This window comes from Aeribacillus sp. FSL K6-2848, from assembly GCF_038004325.1.
GTDB lineage: Bacteria > Bacillota > Bacilli > Bacillales > Aeribacillaceae > Aeribacillus > Aeribacillus composti.
The window spans coordinates 2,980,624-3,004,802 of sequence record NZ_JBBOQQ010000001.1 but is presented as its reverse complement, the minus strand read 5'-3'; the positions used below and the strand labels follow the sequence as shown (position 1 = coordinate 3,004,802).

Annotated in this window: 21 protein-coding genes and 1 pseudogene; 17 read left to right on the top strand and 5 right to left on the bottom strand. The window is 39.5% G+C overall.

All coding sequences use genetic code 11. The annotated features are described in order from the left end of the window. Nucleotides 1–121: 121 nt before the first annotated feature. On the bottom strand, nucleotides 122–1,372 hold the full coding sequence (locus tag NSS70_RS14510) for an IS4 family transposase (protein ID WP_339197272.1): 1,251 nt from the start codon (nucleotides 1,370–1,372) through the stop codon (nucleotides 122–124). Nucleotides 1,373–1,730: 358 nt separating this feature from the next. Between NSS70_RS14510 and holA the strand changes: the two genes are divergently transcribed. After that, the gene (gene holA, locus NSS70_RS14505) at nucleotides 1,731–2,783 is read left to right on the top strand and encodes a DNA polymerase III subunit delta (protein WP_063388017.1); all 1,053 of its coding nucleotides are present in this window, start codon (nucleotides 1,731–1,733) and stop codon (nucleotides 2,781–2,783) included. A gap of 15 nt (nucleotides 2,784–2,798) precedes the next feature. Here the strand turns inward: holA and rpsT are convergent, their stop codons facing one another. Next, on the bottom strand, nucleotides 2,799–3,065 hold the full coding sequence (gene rpsT, locus NSS70_RS14500; RefSeq protein ID WP_063388018.1) for a 30S ribosomal protein S20: 267 nt from the start codon (nucleotides 3,063–3,065) through the stop codon (nucleotides 2,799–2,801). A 195-nt stretch (nucleotides 3,066–3,260) separates the two neighbouring features. Here rpsT and gpr point away from each other — a divergent pair, with 195 nt between their 5' ends. The 14 genes from gpr (at nucleotide 3,261) to deoC (ending at nucleotide 19,623) form a co-directional block, all read left to right on the top strand. Beyond that, nucleotides 3,261–4,355 (top strand): GPR endopeptidase, encoded by a 1,095-nt coding sequence (gene gpr, locus NSS70_RS14495; protein WP_063388171.1) that lies wholly within the window; start codon nucleotides 3,261–3,263, stop codon nucleotides 4,353–4,355. Nucleotides 4,356–4,429: 74 nt separating this feature from the next. Then, nucleotides 4,430–5,599, top strand: a complete 1,170-nt coding sequence (gene spoIIP, locus NSS70_RS14490; RefSeq protein ID WP_063388019.1) for a stage II sporulation protein P — start codon at nucleotides 4,430–4,432, stop codon at nucleotides 5,597–5,599. A 23-nt stretch (nucleotides 5,600–5,622) separates the two neighbouring features. After that, complete coding sequence (locus NSS70_RS14485) at nucleotides 5,623–5,970, top strand: DUF3679 domain-containing protein (RefSeq protein ID WP_063388020.1); 348 nt, start codon at nucleotides 5,623–5,625, stop codon at nucleotides 5,968–5,970. Between the two features lie 184 nt (nucleotides 5,971–6,154). Next, nucleotides 6,155–7,984, top strand: coding sequence for a translation elongation factor 4 (gene lepA, locus NSS70_RS14480; protein ID WP_311066342.1), 1,830 nt, complete (start codon nucleotides 6,155–6,157; stop codon nucleotides 7,982–7,984). Between the two features lie 63 nt (nucleotides 7,985–8,047). Continuing rightward, nucleotides 8,048–9,193 carry a radical SAM family heme chaperone HemW gene (gene hemW / locus NSS70_RS14475; RefSeq protein ID WP_340881837.1) on the top strand — a complete coding sequence of 382 codons (1,146 nt, stop codon included), beginning with the start codon at nucleotides 8,048–8,050 and terminating at the stop codon, nucleotides 9,191–9,193. Between the two features lie 81 nt (nucleotides 9,194–9,274). Continuing rightward, nucleotides 9,275–10,300: a heat-inducible transcriptional repressor HrcA gene (hrcA, locus tag NSS70_RS14470; protein ID WP_063388023.1), complete on the top strand. Its 1,026-nt coding sequence runs from the start codon at nucleotides 9,275–9,277 to the stop codon at nucleotides 10,298–10,300. A 52-nt stretch (nucleotides 10,301–10,352) separates the two neighbouring features. Next, nucleotides 10,353–10,985 (top strand): nucleotide exchange factor GrpE, encoded by a 633-nt coding sequence (grpE, locus tag NSS70_RS14465; RefSeq protein ID WP_261308784.1) that lies wholly within the window; start codon nucleotides 10,353–10,355, stop codon nucleotides 10,983–10,985. Nucleotides 10,986–11,018: 33 nt separating this feature from the next. After that, entirely contained in the window at nucleotides 11,019–12,851 is a 1,833-nt protein-coding gene (dnaK, locus tag NSS70_RS14460) for a molecular chaperone DnaK (RefSeq protein WP_063388025.1), read from the top strand. Between the two features lie 184 nt (nucleotides 12,852–13,035). Beyond that, a complete protein-coding gene (locus NSS70_RS14455; protein ID WP_340882538.1) occupies nucleotides 13,036–14,394 on the top strand; it encodes a transposase family protein in 1,359 nt (452 codons plus the stop codon). A 296-nt stretch (nucleotides 14,395–14,690) separates the two neighbouring features. After that, nucleotides 14,691–15,821 (top strand): molecular chaperone DnaJ, encoded by a 1,131-nt coding sequence (gene dnaJ, locus NSS70_RS14450; RefSeq protein ID WP_063388026.1) that lies wholly within the window; start codon nucleotides 14,691–14,693, stop codon nucleotides 15,819–15,821. Nucleotides 15,822–15,839: 18 nt separating this feature from the next. After that, the gene (gene prmA, locus NSS70_RS14445; RefSeq protein ID WP_063388027.1) at nucleotides 15,840–16,775 is read left to right on the top strand and encodes a 50S ribosomal protein L11 methyltransferase; all 936 of its coding nucleotides are present in this window, start codon (nucleotides 15,840–15,842) and stop codon (nucleotides 16,773–16,775) included. Nucleotides 16,776–16,786: 11 nt separating this feature from the next. Then, nucleotides 16,787–17,542 (top strand): 16S rRNA (uracil(1498)-N(3))-methyltransferase, encoded by a 756-nt coding sequence (locus NSS70_RS14440; RefSeq protein WP_066250567.1) that lies wholly within the window; start codon nucleotides 16,787–16,789, stop codon nucleotides 17,540–17,542. A 5-nt stretch (nucleotides 17,543–17,547) separates the two neighbouring features. Next, nucleotides 17,548–18,894 carry a tRNA (N(6)-L-threonylcarbamoyladenosine(37)-C(2))-methylthiotransferase MtaB gene (gene mtaB / locus NSS70_RS14435; RefSeq protein ID WP_066250569.1) on the top strand — a complete coding sequence of 449 codons (1,347 nt, stop codon included), beginning with the start codon at nucleotides 17,548–17,550 and terminating at the stop codon, nucleotides 18,892–18,894. 69 nt (nucleotides 18,895–18,963) lie between these two features. After that, nucleotides 18,964–19,623, top strand: a complete 660-nt coding sequence (gene deoC / locus NSS70_RS14430) for a deoxyribose-phosphate aldolase (protein ID WP_063388030.1) — start codon at nucleotides 18,964–18,966, stop codon at nucleotides 19,621–19,623. 73 nt (nucleotides 19,624–19,696) lie between these two features. Here deoC and NSS70_RS14425 read toward each other — a convergent pair whose 3' ends face one another. Then, nucleotides 19,697–20,644 (bottom strand): Na/Pi symporter, encoded by a 948-nt coding sequence (locus NSS70_RS14425; RefSeq protein ID WP_130157933.1) that lies wholly within the window; start codon nucleotides 20,642–20,644, stop codon nucleotides 19,697–19,699. 342 nt (nucleotides 20,645–20,986) lie between these two features. Here NSS70_RS14425 and rpsU point away from each other — a divergent pair, with 342 nt between their 5' ends. After that, nucleotides 20,987–21,160: a 30S ribosomal protein S21 gene (gene rpsU, locus NSS70_RS14420; RefSeq protein WP_063388032.1), complete on the top strand. Its 174-nt coding sequence runs from the start codon at nucleotides 20,987–20,989 to the stop codon at nucleotides 21,158–21,160. Nucleotides 21,161–21,179: 19 nt separating this feature from the next. Further along, nucleotides 21,180–21,626 carry a GatB/YqeY domain-containing protein gene (locus NSS70_RS14415; RefSeq protein WP_339196868.1) on the top strand — a complete coding sequence of 149 codons (447 nt, stop codon included), beginning with the start codon at nucleotides 21,180–21,182 and terminating at the stop codon, nucleotides 21,624–21,626. 478 nt (nucleotides 21,627–22,104) lie between these two features. Here the strand turns inward: NSS70_RS14415 and NSS70_RS14410 are convergent, their stop codons facing one another. Together NSS70_RS14410 and NSS70_RS14405 are read right to left on the bottom strand one after the other, a co-directional pair. Further along, entirely contained in the window at nucleotides 22,105–22,659 is a 555-nt protein-coding gene (locus tag NSS70_RS14410; RefSeq protein ID WP_339196866.1) for a YkoP family protein, read from the bottom strand. A 128-nt stretch (nucleotides 22,660–22,787) separates the two neighbouring features. Then, nucleotides 22,788–24,035: pseudogene (locus NSS70_RS14405) on the bottom strand (IS701 family transposase). Nucleotides 24,036–24,179 lie beyond the last annotated feature (144 nt).

Genomic DNA, 24,179 nt, shown 5'->3' with positions numbered 1-24,179 from the left:
GCTCAATAAAAATTCCAGTTATTTCATGTAACTGAATATTCAGACATACAATCTTTCTAAGCAAGCTTAAAAGGACAATGACGTCTTAATCGGCAGTCCATTTCCACAATTTGGTAATATATTACAGAAACATTGGATCATAAACTAAATCGTCTAGGTGTTCCACCTCCCCTTCTTCAAATTGGTACACGATGGTTTCAAAATCTTTTTCCCAATGGTATTTTTTCCGACCGTTGGACGTTCGAATTGGCTTTTTAAAAAGGGAGCGAACAAAACAGTCAAAACCTTTAAAAAGCAGATTCTGTAAAGTTCGCTTGATCTCTAATAAAGGACCATCGTGATTCACTTTTAATTGGAGCATGGCCTGTAAGCAATAGGTGATTAGGGCGATCCAAATTTGATTGTAAACGGCATTTTGACTTTTTCCATAAAATCTTTTTATCTTAAGGTGCTGTTTCATCCATTTAAAGAAGGTCTCTATCTTCCAGCGATATCGGTATAAATCTGCAATCTCTTCCGCAGAAAGATCAAAGCAATTGGTTATGATGATCACGGGATTCCCTTCGCTGTCGACCGTTTCGATCAATCGGAGAGGATGAGTCATTTTGGTATGATTACGGTCATTTCCTAAAATGACAATCTGATCCCTATAAATCAAACGTTCTGGATTGGGAATCCGTTCCGATAAAACTTCAATCTCTGCGTTCTTTTTAAGCCGGGTAATGAATCGCACCCCTTCTCGGCATAAGCGGTCGAACTGTTTGTAATCGACATACCCTCGATCAAACAAGTAAATCGCATTTGGATCGATTTCAATGAGTTCGTCCATCTGTGTGCGATCGGCATGTTTCGCGGGTAAGATAATCCCTTGATCCGGAACAGTGATATCCTTCGTTACAACAACCTTTAAATGGAGTCGAACACCAGCCTTTGTCTTACGAAAAGTTGCCCATGGATATTGGCTCAAACTCATGCTCATCGTGGTAGAATCAATGACCAGAAGACGACCAATGTTTCGGATGATCGGGGCATTTTTCATTTGCCCTTGGATCTTTAAGACCAGATATTTAAATACTTTTTCAAACAGTTGAGGGGATAATTGGCCTAATTTGCGAGAAAGTTGCGAAGTACTAATTGCATCAAATTCCAGATATGTCTGCAACTCTTCCTTGTCTTTCAAATGTTTGGCCAATTTTGTTAAGCTTTCCAATTCATTTATCTGAGCGATGATACAAAGTTGTAAAAACTTATACGCTGTTAATTTTTTAATGTATTTGTCAACGTCAATCACATTAATTAGTTTTGAAAAAGTTATTGGATCGATCTCTTTAAATAGTTCATTTATTGTGGATTCTGTGGTATTCTTATCCATAATGGTTTCTCCTTATTCTTAGGATTTGGATAGGACTGCCAATCCTAATTATAAGGAGTTTTTTTATATCCAAAAAGATGAAATTTAACATAAAATTGGGCTTGACAAATTAAAATTAACTTAATGCAATGCTACTGGATTCATGTTAACGATTAACAACTATATTCTTTTTCGAAAGGGAGAATATATGAATGGGTAATCGTTTTTTTGTAAGTGTCCCGGGGCTTACAAAAAAACGTTCATATAAATCGGAGGATTGGCTTCGCTACCAATTCTCCATTATGTTGAAGTGTTGCGAAAAAATTTTTTTCCATATATGATGAATGAAGCACACTTCATTTTTTAGGGGAATCTTAAGATGATTGTCGATTTATGGAATTCATTTAAAAAGAAACAATTTCAATCTCTTTATTTATTTTATGGAAAAGAATCATTTTTATTAAATGAAACAATTCGCAAATTGTTAACCGAGGCAATTAGTGAAGACGAACGGGAATTTAATTATTCCGTCTATGATATGGAAGAAACAAATATAGAAACGGCTGTTGAAGATGGGGAAACGATGCCGTTTTTAGGTGAACGCAGGATGGTTGTTGTGAAAAATCCTTATTTTTTGACGAGCGAAAAGAAAAAAGAAAAAGTGGAGCATAATCTTAAAAAACTTGAACAATATGTAGAAAATCCTGCCCCGTTTACTGTTTTTGTCTTTTTGCTTCCACATGAAAAAATTGATGAAAGAAAAAAGCTGACAAAACAAATAAAGAAAGCGGCAACAGTAGTTGAAATGAATTCCTTTTCAGAAGAGGAAACAGTCAAATGGATAAAGGAAAAAGCGGAAGCAGAAAATGTGGCGATGGAAAAAGAAGCGATCGATGAGCTTATGGAAAAAACATCTGGCAACTTAATGATCATAGATAAAGAGATGGAAAAATTATGTGCATATGTTGGAAGCGGAAATAAGTTGACTGCAGAAATGGTCAAGCAGCTCGTTGCACGCTCGCTTGAACAAAATGTTTTTGATTTAATTGATGCCGTCGTCAAAAAGAAAACAGAAGAAGCCTTTAAAATTTTTTATGATTTGTTAAAAATAAACGAAGAACCGATTAAAATTTTAAGCCTCCTTACACAACAATTCCGTCTATTATATCAAGTGAAGCAGCTTTCGAAATCCGGTTACGGACAGGATCGGATGGCGTCATCCTTAAAGGTTCATCCGTTTCGCATTAAGCTGGCTTTAAAACAGGAGAAGCAGTTTTCTGCCAGTGAATTGCAGAGCATCATAAAAGCTCTTGCGGAGACAGATTTTGAAATAAAAACAGGAAAAAAAGATAGACAATTAGCGTTAGAGTTTTTGCTGCTGAAGCTGTTTCAGCAAGAAAAAAAGCAATCAACAAGCGGGATAAAAGCTTGATGATTGCTTTTATTTTTATGCTGATAAGCTGTTTAATTTTTTAGCTAAGCGTGATTTGAAACGAGCGGCTGCATTTTTATGAATGATTCCTTTGGAAGCAGCTTTATCAATTTTTTTCGCAGCTACTTTAAACGCTTCTTTTGCTTGTTCAACATCTTTATTTACAACGTACGCTTCAAACTTTTTAATTGCTGTACGCATAGCCGATTTCATTGATGTATTGCGGGCACGGCGTGTTTCATTTGTTTTCATTCGTTTAATAGCGGATTTAATGTTAGCCATTGTTTCACCTCCTACTGACTATATAAAATCAAAGCTGCCGCATTCTTTTTTGGATATAGAACAAAAGTTATTCTATCAAACGGTTTTTTCTTTTGCAATACTAATGTAAATGAAATCCCCCTTTGAAGCTAAGAAATGGGATGAAATGAAATGACTTTGGAAAAAATAGATAAAAATGAACTTGGGGTGACAATGATGAACAATGCGCTTGATTTAAGCAAATATTCAATCAGAACGGATTTGGCGCTTGAAGCGAGAGATTTGGCCCTTGAAAAAAAGAAAGAAATGGAAGGGGTCATCGTTCAAGAAGAAGAGGAAGACGGTATGAAAATTGTCCATATGGACATTACGGATAAAGGTGCTGAGACAATCGGCAAAAAGAAAGGCAAATATTTAACGCTGGAAGTGCAGGGAATCCGCAATAAAGATACCGAACTGCAGGAAAAAGTAATCAAAATGTTTGCAAAGCATTTCAGTTCTTTTTTGGAACAGCTGCAAATTTCTAAAGATGCAAGCTGCTTAGTGGTCGGTCTTGGCAATTGGAATGTCACTCCAGATGCTTTAGGCCCTTTAACATGTGAAAATTTATTGGTCACAAGACATTTGTTTCAGCTTGAACCAGAAAACGTCAAAGAAGGCTATCGACCTGTCAGCGCCCTTGCACCAGGAGTGATGGGGCTAACGGGAATTGAAACATCTGATATTATAACGGGAGTTGTAAAACAATCAAAACCTGACTTCATTATTGCCGTTGATGCATTAGCTGCAAGATCAATAGAGCGTGTAAACAGCACAATACAAATTGCCGATTCCGGCATCCATCCTGGATCCGGCGTAGGAAACAAAAGAAAAGAATTGAGTGTGGACACGATAGGCGTTCCGGTTATATCAATCGGAATTCCGACAGTAGTTGATGCTGTAACGATAACTAGTGATACGATTGATTTTATATTAAAGCATCTCGGCAGAGAAATGCGGGAAGGAAATCGCCCAAAAAATGCGTTGGCTCCGTCTTGGTTTAGCTTTGCTGAAAAAAAGAAGCTGACGGATGAAGATTTGCCTGAGGAAAAAGAGAGAAAGCAGTTTTTAGGGATAATCGGTACCCTGGAAGAAAATGAAAAGAGAATGCTGATTCATGAAGTGCTGAGTCCACTTGGACATAATTTAATGGTAACACCGAAAGAAGTAGATATGTTTATTGAAGATATGGCGAATGTGCTTGCGAGCGGTTTAAACATGGCGCTCCATTCCGCGGTGAATGAAGAAAATACCGGGGCTTACACACATTAAAAACAAAGTAAAAGTTCTATTCCTCCAAGTGCTGTCATACATATTTTGTAGACAAGCCTTGGAGGAGGATTTTCATGAAGCATCGCAGAATGGTCGTAACAGTTGATAGGACAAGCTTAAAAAAAATCATCTTAGCGGGATTTTTTTTAATCATTTTTATGTTTTTCATTACAGGGCTTTTGACGTCGATTAAGATTGAATATCGTCCCGCCTCTAGTTCTATTCATGAAATCACGGGAAATATAAACGGCAGAATGTTTCTTCATTTATTAAACTTTGAAAACCATTATTTTTCTCAAGGATTAGAAGAAAGTAAACCGGATTTTTCAGTTTCTTCCGTCCTTTTTCAATTAACGACAAGCATAAATCCTGATGATCCGCGCAGCTTGCTCGGAAGGGAGCTTCCAGGGTTTACTTTGTTCGATGGCGACATCATTGTGGCTGGAGAAGGGACGAATTATACGAACATGCCGATTGAATCCGCTCCCCCGACAGAAGTGCTTTTAGAGGAAAGGGAAGCTTCGATTGACAAGCTTGAAGATGTGGAAGGCGAGGAAAAGCCAAAACAGTCTCCTAACTTAACAACAAATGGAAAAAAAGTCGTATTTATTTATCATACTCACACGACCGAATCTTATTATCCTTTATTAAATGGGGCAAAATCTCCTTTTCATTCAAAGGCGAATGTCACATTAGTCGGAGAAAAGTTTGGACAGGAGCTTGAAGAAAGAGGAATAGGAGCGGTTGTGGACAAAACGAATTTTCAAACTGTATTAAATGAGAAAAAATGGAAATATTACAAATCATATGATGCATCAAGACCTGTTGTTCAAGAAGCATTGGCATCGAATCGAGATCTTCAATACATTTTCGACATCCACCGTGATTCACAAAAAAGGGATAAAACAACCATTACGATTAATGGAAAGAGTTATGCCAAAATTGCATTTGTGATTGGTGGGAATAATCCAAATGCTGATAAAAATAAAAAAATTGCACAAAATTTGCACAAATTGTTTGAAAAGAAATATCCGGGCTTAAGCCGTGGTGTGTTTTCCAAAAAAGGCGAAGGAGTTAACGGCGTTTACAATCAAGACTTATCAGAGAATTCGCTGCTGATTGAGTTCGGGGGAGTTGATAATAACATGGAAGAACTCAGCAGAACTGTCGAAGCTGTTGCAAACATATTTAGCGAATATTATTGGCAGGCAGAAAAGGTGAGCGGGAGCGTTCAAAACGAGTGACGGCTTGAAAGGAGGAATGTTTGATGGCGAAGTTTATGGCCAAAAGTCTGCTTCTAACCTTCATTATGTTTTTAGGAGTAATAATTGGCATACAGCAAGCGAGCCATGGCATTCAACAAATGAGAGGCTATGAGACGGAAGAGACAGTCGAAGCCGTTCAACTAAAGCAAAAGGACGACGGAAAACTGGAAGCCACGATTTTGGGAAATCAAGTGACAAGCCACGATTTACAAAAAAAGCAGGAGCAGCTTGAAAAAATAGAGGCATTCAATTTCTTCTCTCAAATTGGAAAATCGCTTGCGAATCTAGTGCAAAAAGGAACATCAGCGATCATTGAAGGAATATTGGAGCTGATTGAAGCATACACCTAAACAAATTTAAAAGAAAGACTTGAAGCAATCCGCAGGTCTAGTCTATTTCAAAACAGGGTTCAGACAGTCATTCTGATCCCTGTTTTGCGTATTCAATCACAGAATAAATTTTCATTGAATCTCCAATTTTCTACTGATATAATCAAAGCTAGTGTAGTTGGCTAGTAGGAGTGGTGACAAAAATATGAAAAGGGAAGAAAAATTAGAACGCCAGAAGAGAATTCGCAATTTTTCCATCATTGCTCATATAGATCACGGGAAATCAACACTAGCTGACCGGATTCTGGAAAAAACAGCTGCTGTTACCCAAAGGGAAATGAAAGAGCAGCTGCTCGATTCGATGGATCTTGAACGCGAAAGAGGTATAACAATTAAACTGAATGCGGTTCAGTTATCATATAAAGCGAAAGACGGGAATGAATATATTTTTCATTTAATTGATACCCCTGGACATGTTGATTTTACGTATGAGGTTTCGAGAAGCTTGGCTGCCTGTGAAGGCGCCATTTTAGTTGTGGATGCGGCGCAAGGGATCGAAGCGCAAACGCTGGCGAACGTCTATTTAGCGATTGACAACGACTTAGAAATTTTGCCTGTTATTAATAAGATTGACTTGCCGAGCGCTGAGCCTGAACGAGTGCGACAAGAAATTGAAGACGTGATTGGGCTTGATTCTTCTGAGGCTGTGTTGGCATCAGCAAAAGCAGGAATCGGCATCGAAGAAATTTTAGAACAAATTGTTCAAAAAGTCCCAGCTCCGCAAGGTGACCCAGACGCACCGCTCAAAGCGCTTATATTTGATTCTCTGTATGATGCATACCGTGGAGTTGTTGCTTATATACGCATTTTTGATGGTACGGTAAAAGTCGGAGACCGTATAAAAATGATGGCGACGGGGAAAGAATTTGAAGTAACGGAAGTCGGTGTTTTCAAGCCAAAAGCGCATCCTGTACAGGAGCTCACGGTTGGCGACGTCGGTTATTTAACGGCTTCCATTAAAAATGTCAGTGACACACGAGTTGGTGATACGATCACTAGCGCTGTCAATCCGGCTGCCGAGCCTCTGCCGGGGTACCGAAAATTAAATCCGATGGTCTTTTGCGGGATGTATCCAATAGATACGGCAAAATACAACGATTTACGTGATGCTCTTGAAAAATTGCAGCTGAATGACTCCGCATTGCAATTTGAACCTGAAACATCGCAAGCGCTGGGCTTTGGATTTCGCTGCGGCTTTTTAGGTCTGCTGCATATGGAAATCATCCAAGAGAGAATTGAAAGGGAATTTCATATTGATTTAATTACGACGGCGCCTAGCGTTATTTATCATGTTTATTTAACAGACGGCAGCATGGTTCAAGTTGATAACCCTTCGAACATGCCGGATCCGCAAAAAATTGACCGAATAGAAGAGCCTTATGTGAAAGCCGGGATTATGGCTCCAAACGACTATGTTGGTGCGGTGATGGAGCTTTGCCAAGGAAAACGCGGCCAATTCATAGATATGCAATATTTGGATGAAACGAGAGTCAATATTGTTTATGAAATCCCCCTTTCGGAAATCGTTTATGATTTTTTTGATCAGTTGAAATCAAGCACAAAAGGGTATGCATCGTTTGACTACGAACTCATTGGCTACAAACCTTCAAAACTTGTGAAAATGGATATTCTTTTAAACGGGGAGAAAATCGATGCTTTATCCTTCATTGTTCATCGTGACAGCGCCTATGAACGCGGCAAAGCTATCGTTGAAAAATTAAAAGAGCTTATTCCAAGGCAGCAATTTGAAGTTCCTGTTCAGGCTGCAATTGGAAACAAGGTCATCGCACGTTCAACGATTAAAGCTTTACGTAAAAATGTGTTGTCAAAATGTTACGGTGGAGATGTGTCGCGTAAACGGAAGCTTCTTGAAAAACAAAAAGAAGGAAAAAAACGAATGAAACAAGTCGGCTCTGTCGAAGTGCCGCAAGAAGCCTTCATGGCTGTGCTGAAAATGGATGAAAACCAAAAATGATGTTGACGAGTGCCGCAGCCATTGCTGCGGCATTAGCGCTTTGGAAAGGCAGGAGAATGAAAAATGGCTGAAGCCGCGTATATTCATATCCCGTTTTGCGAACAAATATGCCACTACTGTGATTTCAATAAATTTTTTTTACAAAACCAGCCTGTTGATGACTATTTGCAAGCACTGTGTTTGGAAATGAAAAAGGCAATGGAGGATCAAGTATTAAATGAAGAATTAAAAACGATATTTATCGGCGGCGGTACGCCTACTTCCCTGTCAGCCAAACAGCTCGATTATTTAATGGAGAGCATACATCAAACTTTGCCGATGCAATCCGTAGTTGAATTTACAGTTGAATGCAATCCAGATCAATTAACGATGGAGAAGCTGTCTGTATTGAAAAACGCCGGAGTCAATCGCCTATCCATCGGAGTGCAAGCCTTTCAAGATTCATTGCTGAAAAAAATTGGAAGGACTCATAATAAAGAAACAGTATTTCAAGCAGTTGAACGGGCAAGATCGCTAGGCTTTGAAAATATTAGCATAGATCTTATGTACGGTCTTCCCGGCCAAATGATAGAAGAATGGAAAGAAACTCTTTCCGTTGCATTTTCATTAGAGGTCCAGCATATGTCTGCTTATTCGCTAATCGTAGAACCGAAAACGGTGTTTTATAATTTAATGCGAAAAGGAAAGCTTTTGCTTCCTTCTCAAGAGGAAGAGGCGTTTATGTATGAGACCGTTATGAATGAAATGGAACGGCACGGATACCATCAGTATGAATTAAGCAATTTCGCACGCAAAGGCTTTGAAAGCAAACATAATTTAACGTATTGGCATAATAACCATTACTATGGATTCGGAGCTGGAGCACACAGCTATTTGGACGGGATCCGGCGGGAAAATGCTCGACCGCTGAAAAAATATATTGAAATGATTTATAAAAATAATGGAACGGCTTTTGTTTCGGAGAATATGCTGACAAAAGAAGAAATGATGGAGGAAGAAATGTTTCTCGGATTGCGGACGATCAGAGGGGTTTCCAAAAAACGGTTCCGAGATAAATACGGATTAGATGTTGGGGAAGTATTTGGCCCGCAAATTGAAGAACAATTAAGAAAAGGTCTTTTATCTGAAAGTGCATCACATCTTTTTTTAACAAAAAAAGGAATGCTTTTAGGCAATGAAGTATTTCAAGCATTTCTCGCAGTTAGTTAATTGACAATTCTTCTTTCATTTGATAACTTTATCATAGAATTAGCACTCGAGTAATATGAGTGCTAACAGAGGTGATGTTCCTTGCTGACAGATCGTCAATTATTAATTTTGCAAATTATAATTGATGATTTTATTCAATATGCTCAGCCGGTTGGCTCCCGTTCTTTATCGAAAAAGGAATCGATTACGTTCAGCTCGGCTACAATCCGAAATGAAATGGCGGACTTGGAAGAATTAGGATTGATTGAAAAGACCCATACGTCATCAGGCAGAGTGCCATCCGAAAAAGGGTATAGATACTATGTCGACCATTTATTGTCACCAAAAAAATTAACGAAAAAAGAAATTATGGCGATAAGATCCATTTTCGCCGAGAAAATATATGAATTAGAAACGCTTGTTCAAAAATCAGCTCAAATTTTATCTGAGCTTACAAGCTATACAGCGATTGTTTTAGGTCCGAAAGTTTCGGAGAACCGACTCAAACGTTTGCAAATCGTTCCAATTAACGAAGATAAGGCGGTTGCCATATTTGTAACGAACACAGGCCATGTTGAGAATAAAATGATTACTTTTCCAGAAAAAATAGACATGAGTGAACTGGAAAAAATCGTAAATATTTTAAATGAAAAGCTTGCTGGCGTGCCTCTAAGCGAATTAAAGGATAAAATATACAAGGAAATTGCAAACATTTTACGGAAGCATATTAGAAATTATGATATTTTATTAAAATTGATTACTGGCACGCTGAATGTAGGTCACGAAAAAATATATTTCGGAGGAAAAACGAATATTTTGAGCCAGCCGGAGTTCCGCGATGTCTCTCAAATTCAAACATTTTTAGATTTCATAGAACAAGAAGATGAACTGTATGATTTGCTAAAGACAAACCCGTCAGGCATTACGGTGAAAATTGGCACGGAAAATAAAATATCTGCTATGGAAAACTGCAGCTTAATTACTGCCACCTATTCAATTGGCGAGAAGCAAATCGGCACAGTCGCGGTGCTTGGCCCGAAACGAATGGATTATTCAAGGGTCATCAGCCTTTTAAAATTTTTCTCGAAAGATTTATCACAAGTTTTAACAAAGCTATATCAAGGATAGGATGGGGGAATTCTCCATCCCTTTTCCTTTGCACTTTAAGGGAGGTGAAATGATGGCAAACGATCAGACTGAAAAAGAACAAACAATCCAAGAAGAAGTTGAATACAATAACGAGAAAGCCGAAAACGAGAAAGAAGAAATGCCTGATCAAGAAGAATTGCGCCAAGAGGGCAGCCAAGAGGAAAAAGGTGAAGAACAATCTTCTTCAAATGCTGAAGAGGAATTGGTGAAAGCGAATGAAAAGATCGCTGAGCTTGAGGCAAAGCTGGAGGAAATGGAAAATCGCATGCTCAGAGCTCAGGCCGATTTTGAAAATTTTCGCCGGCGCAGCAGGCTTGATATGGAAGCACAGCAAAAATATCGTGCGCAAAGTTTAATATCAGATCTTTTGCCTGCAATTGATAATTTTGAACGGGCGTTGAAAATTGAGGCAGAGGATGAAAAAACAAAATCCGTTTTGCAGGGCATGGAAATGGTTTACCGTCAGATCCTTCAAGCACTTGAAAATGAAGGAGTTGAAGTGATCGAAGCGGTTGGGAAACCGTTTGATCCGCACCTTCATCAAGCGGTAATGCAAGTGAAAGACGAAAATTTCGAATCCAATGTTGTTGTGGAAGAGCTGCAAAAAGGCTACAAACTGAAAGACCGGGTTATTCGACCATCTATGGTAAAGGTTAATGAGTAATTACATATGATAATTAGCAGGAGGTTGTGATATATGGGTAAAATCATCGGTATTGACTTAGGAACAACGAACTCTTGTGTAGCGGTTCTAGAGGGCGGCGAACCGAAAGTGATTCCAAACCCAGAAGGAAACCGGACGACACCGTCGGTTGTTGCATTTAAAAACGGCGAGCGTCAAGTAGGTGAAATTGCAAAACGCCAAGCGATCACGAATCCAAATACAATTATTTCTATTAAACGCCACATGGGAACTGACTACAAAGTGGAGATTGACGGAAAAAAATATACGCCGCAGGAAATTTCTGCCATTATTTTGCAGCATTTAAAATCGTATGCAGAAGATTATTTAGGGGAAAAAGTAGAAAAAGCTGTCATTACTGTTCCTGCCTATTTTAACGATGCTCAGCGCCAAGCAACAAAAGATGCAGGAAGAATAGCCGGTCTTGAAGTTGAACGGATTATCAATGAGCCGACTGCAGCTGCTTTAGCTTACGGTCTTGACAAAATGGATGAAGATCAAACCATTTTAGTTTATGACTTGGGCGGCGGTACATTTGATGTGTCCATTCTTGAACTTGGGGACGGTGTTTTTGAAGTAAGAGCAACAGCGGGCGACAACCATCTCGGCGGTGATGACTTTGACCAAGTCATTATTGACTATTTAGTAGATCAATTTAAAAAAGAAAATGGCATTGATCTTTCCAAAGACAAAATGGCTCTGCAAAGATTGAAGGATGCTGCGGAAAAGGCGAAAAAAGACTTATCAGGCGTAACATCAACACAAATTTCTTTGCCGTTTATTACTGCAGGTGAACAAGGACCGCTTCATCTGGAAGTGACATTAACGCGGGCAAAATTTGAAGAATTGTCTGCGCATCTTGTAGAAAAAACTATGGGTCCTGTTCGCCAAGCATTGAGCGACGCTGGTTTAACGAAAAACGATATCGATAAAGTAATTTTAGTCGGAGGCTCCACTCGGATTCCTGCTGTTCAAGAAGCGATTAAAAAGGAAATTGGCAAAGAGCCTCATAAAGGCGTTAACCCGGACGAAGTCGTTGCGTTAGGTGCTGCAATTCAAGGCGGTGTCATCACAGGTGATGTGAAGGACGTTGTGCTCCTAGACGTTACTCCATTATCGCTTGGAATTGAAACGATGGGCGGAGTGTTTACAAAACTGATTGAACGGAACACTACGATCCCAACGAGCAAGTCGCAAATCTTTTCAACTGCTGCTGACAACCAAACTGCGGTCGATATTCACGTTCTGCAAGGGGAACGTCCGATGGCTGCTGACAATAAAACATTAGGACGCTTCCAATTAACAGATATCCCGCCTGCGCCGCGAGGAGTGCCGCAAATCGAGGTAACGTTTGATATCGACAAAAACGGAATTGTGAACGTAAGTGCTAAGGATTTAGGAACTGGAAAAGAACAAAAAATTACAATTAAATCATCCACGGGATTATCCGAAGAAGAAATTGAGCGCATGATTAAGGAAGCGGAAGAAAACGCTGAAGCTGACAAAAAACGAAAAGAACAGGCAGAATTGAGAAATGAAGCTGACCAGCTTGTCTTTACGACAGAAAAAACATTAAAAGAGCTGCAAGGAAAAGTTGATGAAGCAGAAGTGAAAAAAGCAAACGAAATAAAAGACGCATTAAAAGAAGCGATTGATAAAAATGATTTCGATCAAATAAAAGCGAAAAAAGAAGAACTTCAAGAAATCGTTCAAAACCTTTCTGTAAAACTTTATGAGGAAGCGGCTAAACAAGCACAGACAAATAATCAACAAAATAATTCTGAAAACAAAAATAAAAATGACGATGATGTGATTGACGCTGAATACAAAGAAGTAGATGACAAATAAAATGTTTTATTCTGAAAATGGATAAGTCAAAGTCAGGCATGTCTTGACTTTGACTTTTTTCAGTAAAGGCGCAGCCCTGAAGAGTAAAAATTCTTCGAGATAATTCCACCCAAACTTTGCCAAATATGTGATAATAAGGGTATGTAAAAAACCTAATATATTGGCATTTGGGGGGGATTTTTTTATGGTAACGAGGAAGGAAAAGCGTGAAAAGGAAAAAGAGGTAAATTATTTATTCGAGTTGCTAAAAACACAAAATCACTTTTTTAAAAATTTAAACAAATTGCTCAAAACTATTGATGATCCAAGGCACCAAAGCTATATTACCTATGACACGGAAGTCCTTTTGATGATGGTTATTTTGAAAAATGCATGCAACTTAAAAAGTATGCGCGAAATGACAAACGAATTTAATAAGGAAGAGTGCATTAAAAATTTGGGGAAATTGTTGGGGAATGAAGATTTGGAAGAACTGCCCCATTATGACACAATCAATGATTTTTTGGCACGAGTGAACCCGGCAGAACTTGAAAGGATCCGAATCGATATGATCAAGAAATTATTCAAAAAGAGGTGTTTTGAATCCTATCGTATCAATGGGAAATACTGGGGTATTGCCATAGATGGGACCGGTATTTTTACTTTTGACAAAAAACATTGTGAACACTGCCTGAAACGGGAGCGCAAATACATAGACAAGGAAACGGGTGAAGAAAAAATAAAGACCATCTACATGCATCATGTCTTGGAAGCCAAGTTAATTGTGGGAAATATGGTACTAAGTGTGGCCTCCGAGTTTATTGAAAATGAATCAGAGGACGTGGAAAAGCAAGATTGTGAGTTGAATGCTTTTTATCGACTGACTGCTAGACTGAAAGACACCTTTAAAAAACTGCCTATCTGTCTGATTGCCGATAGTCTTTATGCCTGCGAAAATGTATTTAAACAATGCAAGGCGAATAATTGGAACTACTTATTCCGTTTTAAGGAAGATCGTATTAAAAGCATCACCGATGAGTTTCAAGCGTTAAAAAATATGGAAGAGGAGGAAGGCAAGAAAGCCAATGTGGTAAAGATACGTGAAAGCGAACAGCGAGGGGAAATCACCTGGGTGAACGATATTGATTACAGAGGCTTTGGGGTGAATGTTTTCGAATGCGAATTAGAAGATGAAAAAAGAAAACAAAAATTTACCTTTATCACAGATATAAAAATCACAAAAAACAATGCAAAGAAACTGATGAACGCTGACAGAAGCCGCTGGAGAATAGAGAATGAGGGGTTTAACAGACAAAAAAACCTGCGCTACCACATTGAACACGCAAGCAGCCAAGATTACAATGCCATGAAAAATCACTACCTATTAACCCAAATTACAGAGATTATCATGGTGTTACATGAGCATGGGTCAAAAATATTGAGAAGCATGAAGAAAACGATAAAAGAAATATCCTCGCGATTGTTAGAAGCCTTCCGTGGGCAAACACTAACAGACGAGGATATCGCACAACTGGGAAAACCTATGCAAATTAGGTTTACCTAGCGAATTAATTGTACCAAAGGATGTGATGTTTGGCAAAGAAAAAAAGTTATCCACAACAAACAAAAATAAGTTATCCACATTTTTTAAAAAAATAAGCAAAATTGGTTCTTTTTGACCCTTTTTGTAAATAAATTTAACTGGAAAATTTTACCAACTGTGGATAAGTCGTAATTGCATAATACTACCGAAAATTGATAAATTTACTCCTCATAGCTGGTAAAGGCGGTTAACAGTTGCTTTCTTCCGTTTGTCAATGTTAAAATTTACTCTATGTGAGAAATCGGGAGTGTGAATATATGGCGAAGCGTGATTACTATGAGGTGCTTGGAGTTAGTAAGAACGCAACAAAAGAGGAGATTAAAAAAGCCTATCGCAAGCTGTCCAAAAAATATCATCCGGATATTAACAAAGACCCAGACGCGCCCGAAAAATTCAAAGAAGTAAAAGAAGCGTATGAAGTGTTAAGCGACGACACAAAAAGAGCCCAATATGACCGCTACGGTCATGCAGGTGCTACTCAAGGCTTCGGCGGCTTTAACGGTGAAGAATTTGAAGCGGATTTCGGGGGATTTGGATTTGATGACTTATTCAGTTCGATCTTTGGCGGAGGAAGAAGAAGAGATCCGAATGCTCCTCGAGCAGGTGCAGATATTCAATATACGATGACGATTTCATTTGAAGAAGCTGCGTTCGGAAAGGAAACGACAATTGAAATTCCTAGCGAAGAAACATGTGATACTTGCCACGGTTCAGGAGCGAAACCTGGTACTACTCCGGAAACTTGTCCGCATTGCGGAGGTTCGGGTCAAATCAGCTCAGAGCAGCGAACAGCTTTTGGTGTTTTTGTGAATCGGCGCGTTTGTTATCAATGTAACGGAACAGGTAAATTTATCAGACATCGCTGTACAACTTGTGGCGGCAGCGGAAAAGTGAAGAAACGCAGAAAAATCCAAGTGAAAATTCCAGCTGGTGTAGATGACGGTCAGCAGCTCCGCATACAAGGGAAAGGAGAGCCGGGAATTAACGGCGGTCCATCAGGTGATTTATATATTGTTTTCCACGTACAGGAACACGAATTTTTCGTCCGCGATGGTGATGACATCTATTGTGAAATGCCGCTGACATTCGCACAAGCTGCGCTAGGAGATGAGATTGAAGTTCCTACTTTATACGGTAAAGTGAAATTAAAAATACCTGCAGGCACGCAGACAGGCCGAAAATTCAGACTGTCTGGAAAAGGGATCAAAAATGTTCACGGCCATGGCATAGGAGATCAATATGTAACTGTTCGCGTCGTTACACCAACTAACCTTACGGAAAAACAAAAAGAATTGCTGCGGGAATTTGCGGCTATCAGCGGGAATCAACCTGATGTACAGGAAGAAAGTTTTTTTGATAAAGTGAAGCGGGCGTTTAAAGGAGATTAAAGGATTGGGGTTACTAAAATGAAGTGGTCAGAGATTAGCATCCATACAACGGAAGAAGCGGTTGAACCTATCTCTAATATTTTACATGAAGCGGGTGCTGGTGGAGTAGTTATTGAAGATCCGTATGATCTTATAAAAGAAAGAGAAGATCAATATGGAGAAATATATCAGCTTGATCCTGAAGACTATCCTGATGAAGGTGTCATCATTAAAGCGTACCTTCCTGTGAATAGCTTTTTAGGCGAGACGGTGGAAGGGATAAAAGAACGGATAAATAACCTGCTGTTGTATGATATTGATTTGGGGCGGAACCATATTACAATTAGTGAAGTTAATGAGGAAGAATGGGCTACCGCTTGGAAGAAATATTACCGTCCTGTGAAGGTTTCAAAAAAATTTACGATTGTCCCCACATGGGAGCTGTATGAACCTGCTCACACCGATGAACTGATCATTGAATTGGATCCTGGTATGGCGTTTGGAACTGGAACCCATCCAACAACAGTTCTCTGCATACAAGCACTTGAAAAAAAGGTGCAAAAGGGAAATATTGTAATTGATGTCGGTACAGGGTCAGGCGTATTGAGCATCGCGAGTGCTTTGCTGGGGGCCGATAAAGTCATCGCACTTGATTTGGATCCAGTTGCAGTGGACAGCGCGCGATTAAATGTTAAATTGAATAAAGTGCAGCATCTTGTTCAAGTCAAGCAAAACAATTTGTTGGACGATATCGATGTTAAAGCGAACGTAATTGTTGCAAACATATTAGCTGAAGTCATATTGCGATTTGTTCGTGATGCGCATGAGCGTTTAGAAAACGGCGGTTATTTTATTACTTCCGGAATTATTCAAAACAAAAAACACGAAGTGGAGCAAGCTTTAATCGAAGCTGGTTTTACGATTGAAGAGACGATGACGATGGAAGATTGGGTCGCCTTTATCGCAAAAAAATAGAGGGATTGAAGATGCAGCGTTATTTTATTCATTATGCAAAAAAAGAATTAACTGATATTATTGACATCACCGGGGAAGATGTCCACCACATTTCCCGGGTGATGCGGATGAAACAGAATGATCAAATTATATGTGTAACAAAGGATGGATATTCAGCCCTTTGCCAAATTGTTCAAATATCTGCCGATAAAGTATGCTGTTCCATTTTAGAGTGGATCGAGAACAATTCAGAGCTTCCGGTAAAAGTGATATTAGCGAATGGGCTGCCTAAAGGGGATAAATTGGAGCTCGTCATTCAAAAAGGGACGGAGCTTGGTGCTTCCAAGTTTATCCCTTTTAATGCTGCTCGTTCAATTGTAAAATTAAATGAAGGTAAAATAAATAAAAAATTAGAGCGGTGGAATAAAATTGCGAAAGAAGCTGCGGAACAGTCACATCGGACCATAATTCCTGAGGTGACGAAGCCAGCTTCATTAAAGGATGTCATTTCTTATGCTGCATCAGCCGATGTAAAAATTGTCGCTTATGAAGAGCATGCAAAAAAAGGTGAAACGAGCAATTTATTTCGTGCTTTAAATTCTTTGCAGCGGGGAGGATCATTATTCGCTGTTTTTGGACCAGAAGGAGGTTTTACAGCCGAGGAGATTAAGCAGTTATCCGATAACGGCTTTCTTTTATGCGGGCTAGGTCCGAGAATATTGCGGGCGGAAACGGCTCCTCTTTATTTATTATCTGCAGTATCCTATCATTTTGAACTGTCGAGGTGAAAAACATGCCGACTGTTGCTTTTCATACATTAGGATGTAAGGTAAATCATTATGAAACAGAAGCTATTTGGCAGCTATTTAAAGAAGCGGGATATGAGCGCCGGGATTTTGAAGCGATTGCGGATGTATATGTCATTAACACTTGTACGGTGACGAATACAGGTGATAAAAAAAGCCGCCAAGTAATACGGAGAGCGATCCGCAAAAACCCTGACAGTGTTATTTGCGTTACAGGTTGTTATGCGCAAACGGCACCCGCAGAAGTCATGGCTATTCCTGGGGTTGATATCGTTGTCGGTACACAAGATCGAAAAAAAATGCTCGATTATATTGAGCAGTTTAAGAAGGAGCGCCAGCCGATCAACGGTGTGACAAACATTATGAAAGCTCGGGTATTCGAGGAGATGGACGTACCTTCCTTTACAGACCGGACGCGGGCGTCTTTAAAAATACAAGAAGGCTGCAATAATTTTTGCACGTTTTGTATTATTCCTTGGGCACGCGGTCTCATGCGGAGCCGGGATCCAAAAGAAGTGATTAAACAGGCTCAAAAGCTGGTGGATGCTGGATATAAAGAAATTGTTTTAACCGGCATCCATACAGGAGGATATGGGGAAGATTTAAAAGATTATAATTTTGCGCAGCTTCTTCGCGATATTGATTCTGAAGTGAAAGGATTAAAGCGGCTTAGAATTTCTTCAATTGAAGCGAGCCAAATAACTGATGAAGTAATTGAAGTGCTGAAAACGTCCGATAAAATTGTCCGCCATTTGCATATACCGCTTCAATCAGGATCAAACAGCGTCTTAAAGCGGATGCGCCGTAAATATACGACGGAATTTTATGCTGAGCGTCTGAAACGGCTGCGGGAAGCTTTGCCTGGGCTTGCGGTAACTTCTGATGTGATTGTAGGTTTCCCGGGTGAAACGGAAGAAGAATTTATGGAAACATACAACTTTGTTAAAGAACACCGTTATTCTGAGCTTCATGTTTTCCCTTATTCGAAGCGGACAGGAACACCAGCTGCCCGAATGGAAAATCAAGTTGACGAAGACATAAAAAACGAACGCGTACACCGGCTGATCGCATTAAGCGATCAACTAGCAAAAGAATATGCCTCAAAATTTGAGGGACAAGTACTGGAGGTTATTCCAGAAGAACCTTATAAAGAAGCTCCAGACAGCGGCAAATATGAAGGATATACGGACAATTATTTAAAAGTTGTTTTTCCGGCGACGAAAGAGATGGTTGGGAAAATTGTGAAGGTGAAATTAACTAAGGCTGGCTATCCATATAATGAAGGACAAGTAGTCCGTATAGTCGATGAAGACTATTTACAGAAGTCTTCTTAATCTAGCTTTTTCTTGCGTAAAACAGACTTTGATGTAAGCTGTACCACTTTTTATGAAGGGAGCCTTCTCATGAAAAGGGATATTGCGAAGTATATTGACCATACTGTTTTAAAGCCGGATGTCACGCAGGCAGATATTGAAAAGCTTTGTTTTGAGGCGAAGGAGTACGGATTTGCATCTGTCTGTGTTAACCCCGTATGGGTGGAAACAGCAGCTAATTTGCTGCAAAAATCAGATGTGAAAGTTTGCTCAGTGATTGGTTTTCCGCTTGGAGCAACAACTACTGAAGTAAAGGCATATGAAACGACAGAGTTGGTTCAAAAAGGTGCAGCGGAATTAGATATGGTGATAAACATCAGCGCATTAAAGGATCAGCGTTATCATGCAGTTGAAGAAGATATTCGTGCTGTCGTTGAAGCGGCAAACGGAAAAGCTTTGATAAAGGTGATTATTGAAACATGTCTATTAAATGTTGATGAGAAAAGAAAAGCGTGTGAGCTAGCTGTAAAAGCCGGAGCAGATTTTGTCAAAACATCGACAGGATTTTCTACCGGTGGTGCAACAGTTGACGATGTGAAGCTTATGCGTGCAGTAGTAGGTCCGAAATTCGGCGTGAAAGCATCTGGCGGAATCCGCGATTATAAAACTGCGATCATGATGATAGAAGCCGGTGCGACAAGAATTGGTACTAGTTCTGGAGTGGCGATTATAAAAGGAAGTGAACGTTAATCTATTATAATCACAGAATTGCTGGATTTTTTACATTTAGTTTAAAAAAGTTTTCCCGCAGTTTGTTGCGGGATTATTTTTTTATCCATGCTGAAATAGTTTTTGTCCACCATAATACAAAATTTGCATATTGATTCGCAAACGGGAGAATGATTAAAGAAGTTATCAAGTTAAAAATCAGACTAAAGTGAGCGATTTGGAAATCTGGTTCATTTGTTAACAATTTTAAATTATTTGCGAAAAAAGGAATAAGCGGAACGAACAGGATCACTCCAAACACATTCAGCCAAAGATGGGCAAAAGCAGTATATTTCGCTTCTTGTTTAGAGCCGATCGAGGCCAATAAAGCTGTAATGCAGGTGCCGATATTTGCGCCGAGAACAAAAGCTAATCCTGTTTCTAATGGCAGCAGCTGTTCGTTCATAAAGCTCATGACAATTCCGATTAATGCAGTTGATGATTGAATAATTCCGGTGAAGACCGCGCTTATTCCGACAGAAAAAAGCAAATGGTCACTCGATTTGGCAAGTAGATCAGACATAACCTGCAGGTCAGACAAAAGAAAAGCAGCTTTTTCAAACCCGTTCAAAGCTAAAAAAATACACGATATGCCGAAGCATGAACAGCCTAATGAAAATAAAATTCTGTTTTTAAAAAGCATGAGAAGAAGAGAAATTGCAAACATCATCCCTAAATAGTCATCTATTTCAACGGCTAGAAATTCGGTCGTAAAGGTCGTCCCGACATTGGAACCTAAAATAATTCCAATTGCATCTTTAAACTTTAACAAACCAGCGGAAACAAAACTAACTGTAATCACCATCACTAGAGAACTGCTATGAACAAGAGCTGTTGCAATCATGCCGGTTAGAAAGGATTTGATTGGGGCATTCGTGCAGTTGTACAGCCATTTCTCCAGCTGCCTATGGGACATTTGCTGAAATCCGTATTTCATCATTGCCATTCCGCAAAAAAATAAAAGGAAACAAGAAAAACATAATAACAGCAATTGCATTCCCATGAAAACCACCTCATCAACAGTCTATGGACAAGGTGTCACAATAAGACCTTATGAACGAGTAATTTTTTTCAATCGAACTAGTTATATTTTTTCAGACAGCTGTTTAGCGGCTTTCAAACGATCTTGAATCATTTCCTTATATACATGATGAATTTGGAAATTCTTCCATACAAAAGCTGATATAAAACAGTCTTGTAAACCTGTCCGATAAAAAAAAGTCATAAGGAATAGGAAAGATGTTTTGAACATTGACCAAATAAATCGATTATATTATACTAACTTAGTAAATGTTCTTTTTGATAAGGAACATGAACTGGCTTTGATCGGAGGGAGGGAAAAAGGATGTCTAAAACGATCGTACGTAAAAACGAATCGCTTGAGGATGCTCTTCGCCGCTTCAGACGCCAAGTATCAAAAACTGGTACTTTGCAGGAATATAGAAAGCGCGAATTTTATGAGAAGCCTAGCGTAAGACGCAAGAAAAAATCTGAAGCTGCAAGAAAGCGTAAATATTAAAAGAGGGTGTATATTAATTATGGGTCTTCTTGAGCGTTTAAATCAAGATATGAAGCAAGCGATGAAAAATAAAGAGAAAGATCGCCTTTCAGTCATTCGCATGGTAAAAGCATCCTTGCAAAATGAAGCGATTAAACTCGGAAAAAGTGAGTTGACTGAAGAAGAGGAATTAACGGTACTTTCTCGAGAATTAAAGCAACGTAAAGACTCCCTCCAAGAATTTGAAAATGCAGGTCGTTCAGATTTAGTTGAAAAAGTGAAAGCTGAAATTGCAGTAATAACTGAATATATGCCTGAGCAATTATCTGAAGAGGAATTAATACAAATTATTAAAACAACAATTTCGGAAGTGAACGCAACGTCCAAATCCGATATGGGAAAAGTAATGGGAGCCGTTATGCCAAAAGTAAAAGGAAAAGCAGATGGCTCGCTTGTCAATAAATTGGTTCAGGGTTTGCTTTCATAATTCGAGTAAAAAGCTTGCCGCTTTCTATGTGCGGCAAGCTTTTAAGTTTTTGCAGCGGATTCATCCTATGGACTGCGGCAGTCGATTAATGAATGTAGCTGCCTTGCAATTCATCAATAGTGGTTCAGTTGTTGATAGCAAGCTTGTCGGCGAAAGAATATAGCTGCTATGCAAATGTCCGCAAAAAATTGAGCAGAGGGCAACAATGAAGGAAAACATTCGGAAAGATCGCTGATCTCAATGAAGATTATCGGGAAAATACGGCGGCAATAAAGGAAAACCTATCGAAAAGAGCACACGTCTATCTAGCTGTGAGAACAGGGAAAAACGACAGCACTATTTGCTCTGAAAGGGAAAGGATTTATTTCGGAGTTAACCCAAATATTTTCATTGAAACCTCAATGGGATCAACATGACGGAGCGTATAAGCGGCGCATGAGCTGTTCATACGCTCTTTTTTGATGAAGGGAAAACCGTTCTATCCATATAGTTTGAGCAGTTTTTCTTTTGACATCATTAAATATTTCGGCGGCCGCTTCAAGCTATCGAAACGATATTGAATGATGAAATACATAGGGGTAAATGTCAAAAGCTTATACCATTTATAAAATGGATTTTGAATGGCAAACGTTTCAAAGCCCAGCCGTTCAGAGCCTTTATTTAAAATAGTTATTCCAATAATCCCTTTCACATTGTGAAATTGTGAATGATTCCGCAAGTATTGAACGATATTTGGCAGCCCTTTTTCTGTTTTAGAGTAAATGTATCTTCCTTTTTGAATTTCGCTCTTAAAATGATTCAGTTCCTTCATTAAATAGACGTTATGAAGATGTATTTTTAACAGAAGATCATTTTTTTTAATTTTTGTACCGTCTGAAAGAATTATTTCCCTTCCTTTATATTTTGTCAATCGAACCCGGAAAATGTCACGATTATTCTCCTTGTCCCTCACATACTCAAGCCGCGAACAAAGGTAATAAATGGGATCCAATAGGCACCAAAACTTAAAAAAACAATATCTCAACCTTCCCATTTGCAACACCTTTCACTTTTTTTCTTACAGTTTATTTTTTAGCATACGAATTGTTTTTATTTATAACTGTAGATGAGCAATTTTCATAACAATAATTACCATACCAAAAGAGACAAACAGGGTACCCCTTATGCCGCATGGAGCTGTTTTTTGACAACATCAATGGGAATATCTTGCTTCGCTGCATGGTAAATGAACTCGACGAGACTATGCCCTTTCTTCGTTCGGAGAAGATCAAGCCCAGTAGAGAAATCCCGGTTGGACTCGACCATACTGTACACATAAGCGAGTTGCACCAAGATCCAATACCGTTTCACCGCCCGACGATGACGAACACGGTACCCATCGAGCTTCAGCTGGTCTTTCGCTTGTCGAAAAAAGCATTCGATCGACCAACGTTGGGCATAGTAGCGCAAGATCTCTTCATCGCTTAGCTCCCGGTCGGTGCTCAAGACGCAGTGAAGATGTTCGGGTGTCATCGGCTGATCGGCTTTCCAAGCCAACAACACAACGGCATCATCGAGACCTTTCAGCGATCCCTCGTAGCGATACACGCGATAACGCTCTTCTCCCACCGTGACGAGATGGGTGTCGTTCGGTTCGATATAGCGGGCAAACTGTTTGGCTTGGATGGCGATGCCTTTCGGATAGAGAATCCGGTTCGTTTTGAGCATCGCGATGACGTGAAATCCTTTTTTCAGACAGGCTTCCACGAGCGCTTGCGATGGATACCACGAATCCATCAGCACATAAACGGGACGGCGTACATCCAAAGAAGAAAGCATCTCGATCGCGAGTTCCCCCTTGCTTTTCCCAGCCGCCTTGTCGTAGAGGCGGAACGCAAAGGGAAAAGCCTGGGTCATCGTATGAACCATGAGCCAAACAAGAGAATGTCCCCAGATCGACTTTTTCTCTGTGTGAGAATAGTGCCAATCACACCCTTGAATGGCGTGCGTTGCCCGTGACGAAGGCTGGGATGACTTTTACTGGGAAGAAAAACATTATACTTGAATGGCGTGCGTTGCCCGTGACGAAGGCTTGATTTTTTGGCAAATCGTATCATCGATCGAAACAAAAAGGGGTTGATTTTTCTGTTTGGCGATCCGTTCGACACGATGAAGCATCCATTGCTGGAGTTTGCCAAGCAGCGTCTCTTCATCCCAAGGGCTTTTCGTGAAAAAATGGCTGAGTGTCGTTCGATGATTGGGGTGAAAGCTCCAATGATGAAGATCGGTCAACGTTCCAGAAAAGCCTTTCGTGATCATCGCATCCACGATATGAACGAGATGCTTCATGACAGGTTTTGAAAAATAAAGTGCCAACCCCAACATCGTGAAAAACTTGTGGATTCCTTGATGATGTGCTAATCTATTCATGAGACATGAACCTCCTTGTGTGAATGGTTTGTTGGCACATCTATTCTAACCAAGGAATCGGGTTCATGTCTCCTTTTTTGTTTCGATGTAAATTTATGTTAGTGATTTTGCTCATCTACTGTTATAAAAAATTTTTTTCGAATA

Excerpts from the sequence above, each read along its gene's own strand:
- dnaJ (WP_063388026.1), top strand. The coding sequence starts at position 14,691 with ATGGCGAAGCGTGATTACTATGAGGTGCTTGGAGTTAGTAAGAACGCA.
- prmA (WP_063388027.1), top strand. The coding sequence starts at position 15,840 with ATGAAGTGGTCAGAGATTAGCATCCATACAACGGAAGAAGCGGTTGAA.
- deoC (WP_063388030.1), top strand. The coding sequence starts at position 18,964 with ATGAAAAGGGATATTGCGAAGTATATTGACCATACTGTTTTAAAGCCG.
- dnaK (WP_063388025.1), top strand. The coding sequence starts at position 11,019 with ATGGGTAAAATCATCGGTATTGACTTAGGAACAACGAACTCTTGTGTA.
- lepA (WP_311066342.1), top strand. The coding sequence starts at position 6,155 with ATGAAAAGGGAAGAAAAATTAGAACGCCAGAAGAGAATTCGCAATTTT.
- NSS70_RS14510 (WP_339197272.1), bottom strand. The coding sequence starts at position 1,372 with ATGGATAAGAATACCACAGAATCCACAATAAATGAACTATTTAAAGAG.
- NSS70_RS14485 (WP_063388020.1), top strand. The coding sequence starts at position 5,623 with ATGGCGAAGTTTATGGCCAAAAGTCTGCTTCTAACCTTCATTATGTTT.
- NSS70_RS14410 (WP_339196866.1), bottom strand. The coding sequence starts at position 22,659 with ATGGGAAGGTTGAGATATTGTTTTTTTAAGTTTTGGTGCCTATTGGAT.
- spoIIP (WP_063388019.1), top strand. The coding sequence starts at position 4,430 with ATGAAGCATCGCAGAATGGTCGTAACAGTTGATAGGACAAGCTTAAAA.
- hemW (WP_340881837.1), top strand. The coding sequence starts at position 8,048 with ATGGCTGAAGCCGCGTATATTCATATCCCGTTTTGCGAACAAATATGC.
- grpE (WP_261308784.1), top strand. The coding sequence starts at position 10,353 with ATGGCAAACGATCAGACTGAAAAAGAACAAACAATCCAAGAAGAAGTT.
- gpr (WP_063388171.1), top strand. The coding sequence starts at position 3,261 with ATGAACAATGCGCTTGATTTAAGCAAATATTCAATCAGAACGGATTTG.
- holA (WP_063388017.1), top strand. The coding sequence starts at position 1,731 with ATGATTGTCGATTTATGGAATTCATTTAAAAAGAAACAATTTCAATCT.
- NSS70_RS14415 (WP_339196868.1), top strand. The coding sequence starts at position 21,180 with ATGGGTCTTCTTGAGCGTTTAAATCAAGATATGAAGCAAGCGATGAAA.
- rpsU (WP_063388032.1), top strand. The coding sequence starts at position 20,987 with ATGTCTAAAACGATCGTACGTAAAAACGAATCGCTTGAGGATGCTCTT.
- NSS70_RS14425 (WP_130157933.1), bottom strand. The coding sequence starts at position 20,644 with ATGGGAATGCAATTGCTGTTATTATGTTTTTCTTGTTTCCTTTTATTT.
- rpsT (WP_063388018.1), bottom strand. The coding sequence starts at position 3,065 with ATGGCTAACATTAAATCCGCTATTAAACGAATGAAAACAAATGAAACA.
- NSS70_RS14440 (WP_066250567.1), top strand. The coding sequence starts at position 16,787 with ATGCAGCGTTATTTTATTCATTATGCAAAAAAAGAATTAACTGATATT.
- NSS70_RS14455 (WP_340882538.1), top strand. The coding sequence starts at position 13,036 with ATGGTAACGAGGAAGGAAAAGCGTGAAAAGGAAAAAGAGGTAAATTAT.
- mtaB (WP_066250569.1), top strand. The coding sequence starts at position 17,548 with ATGCCGACTGTTGCTTTTCATACATTAGGATGTAAGGTAAATCATTAT.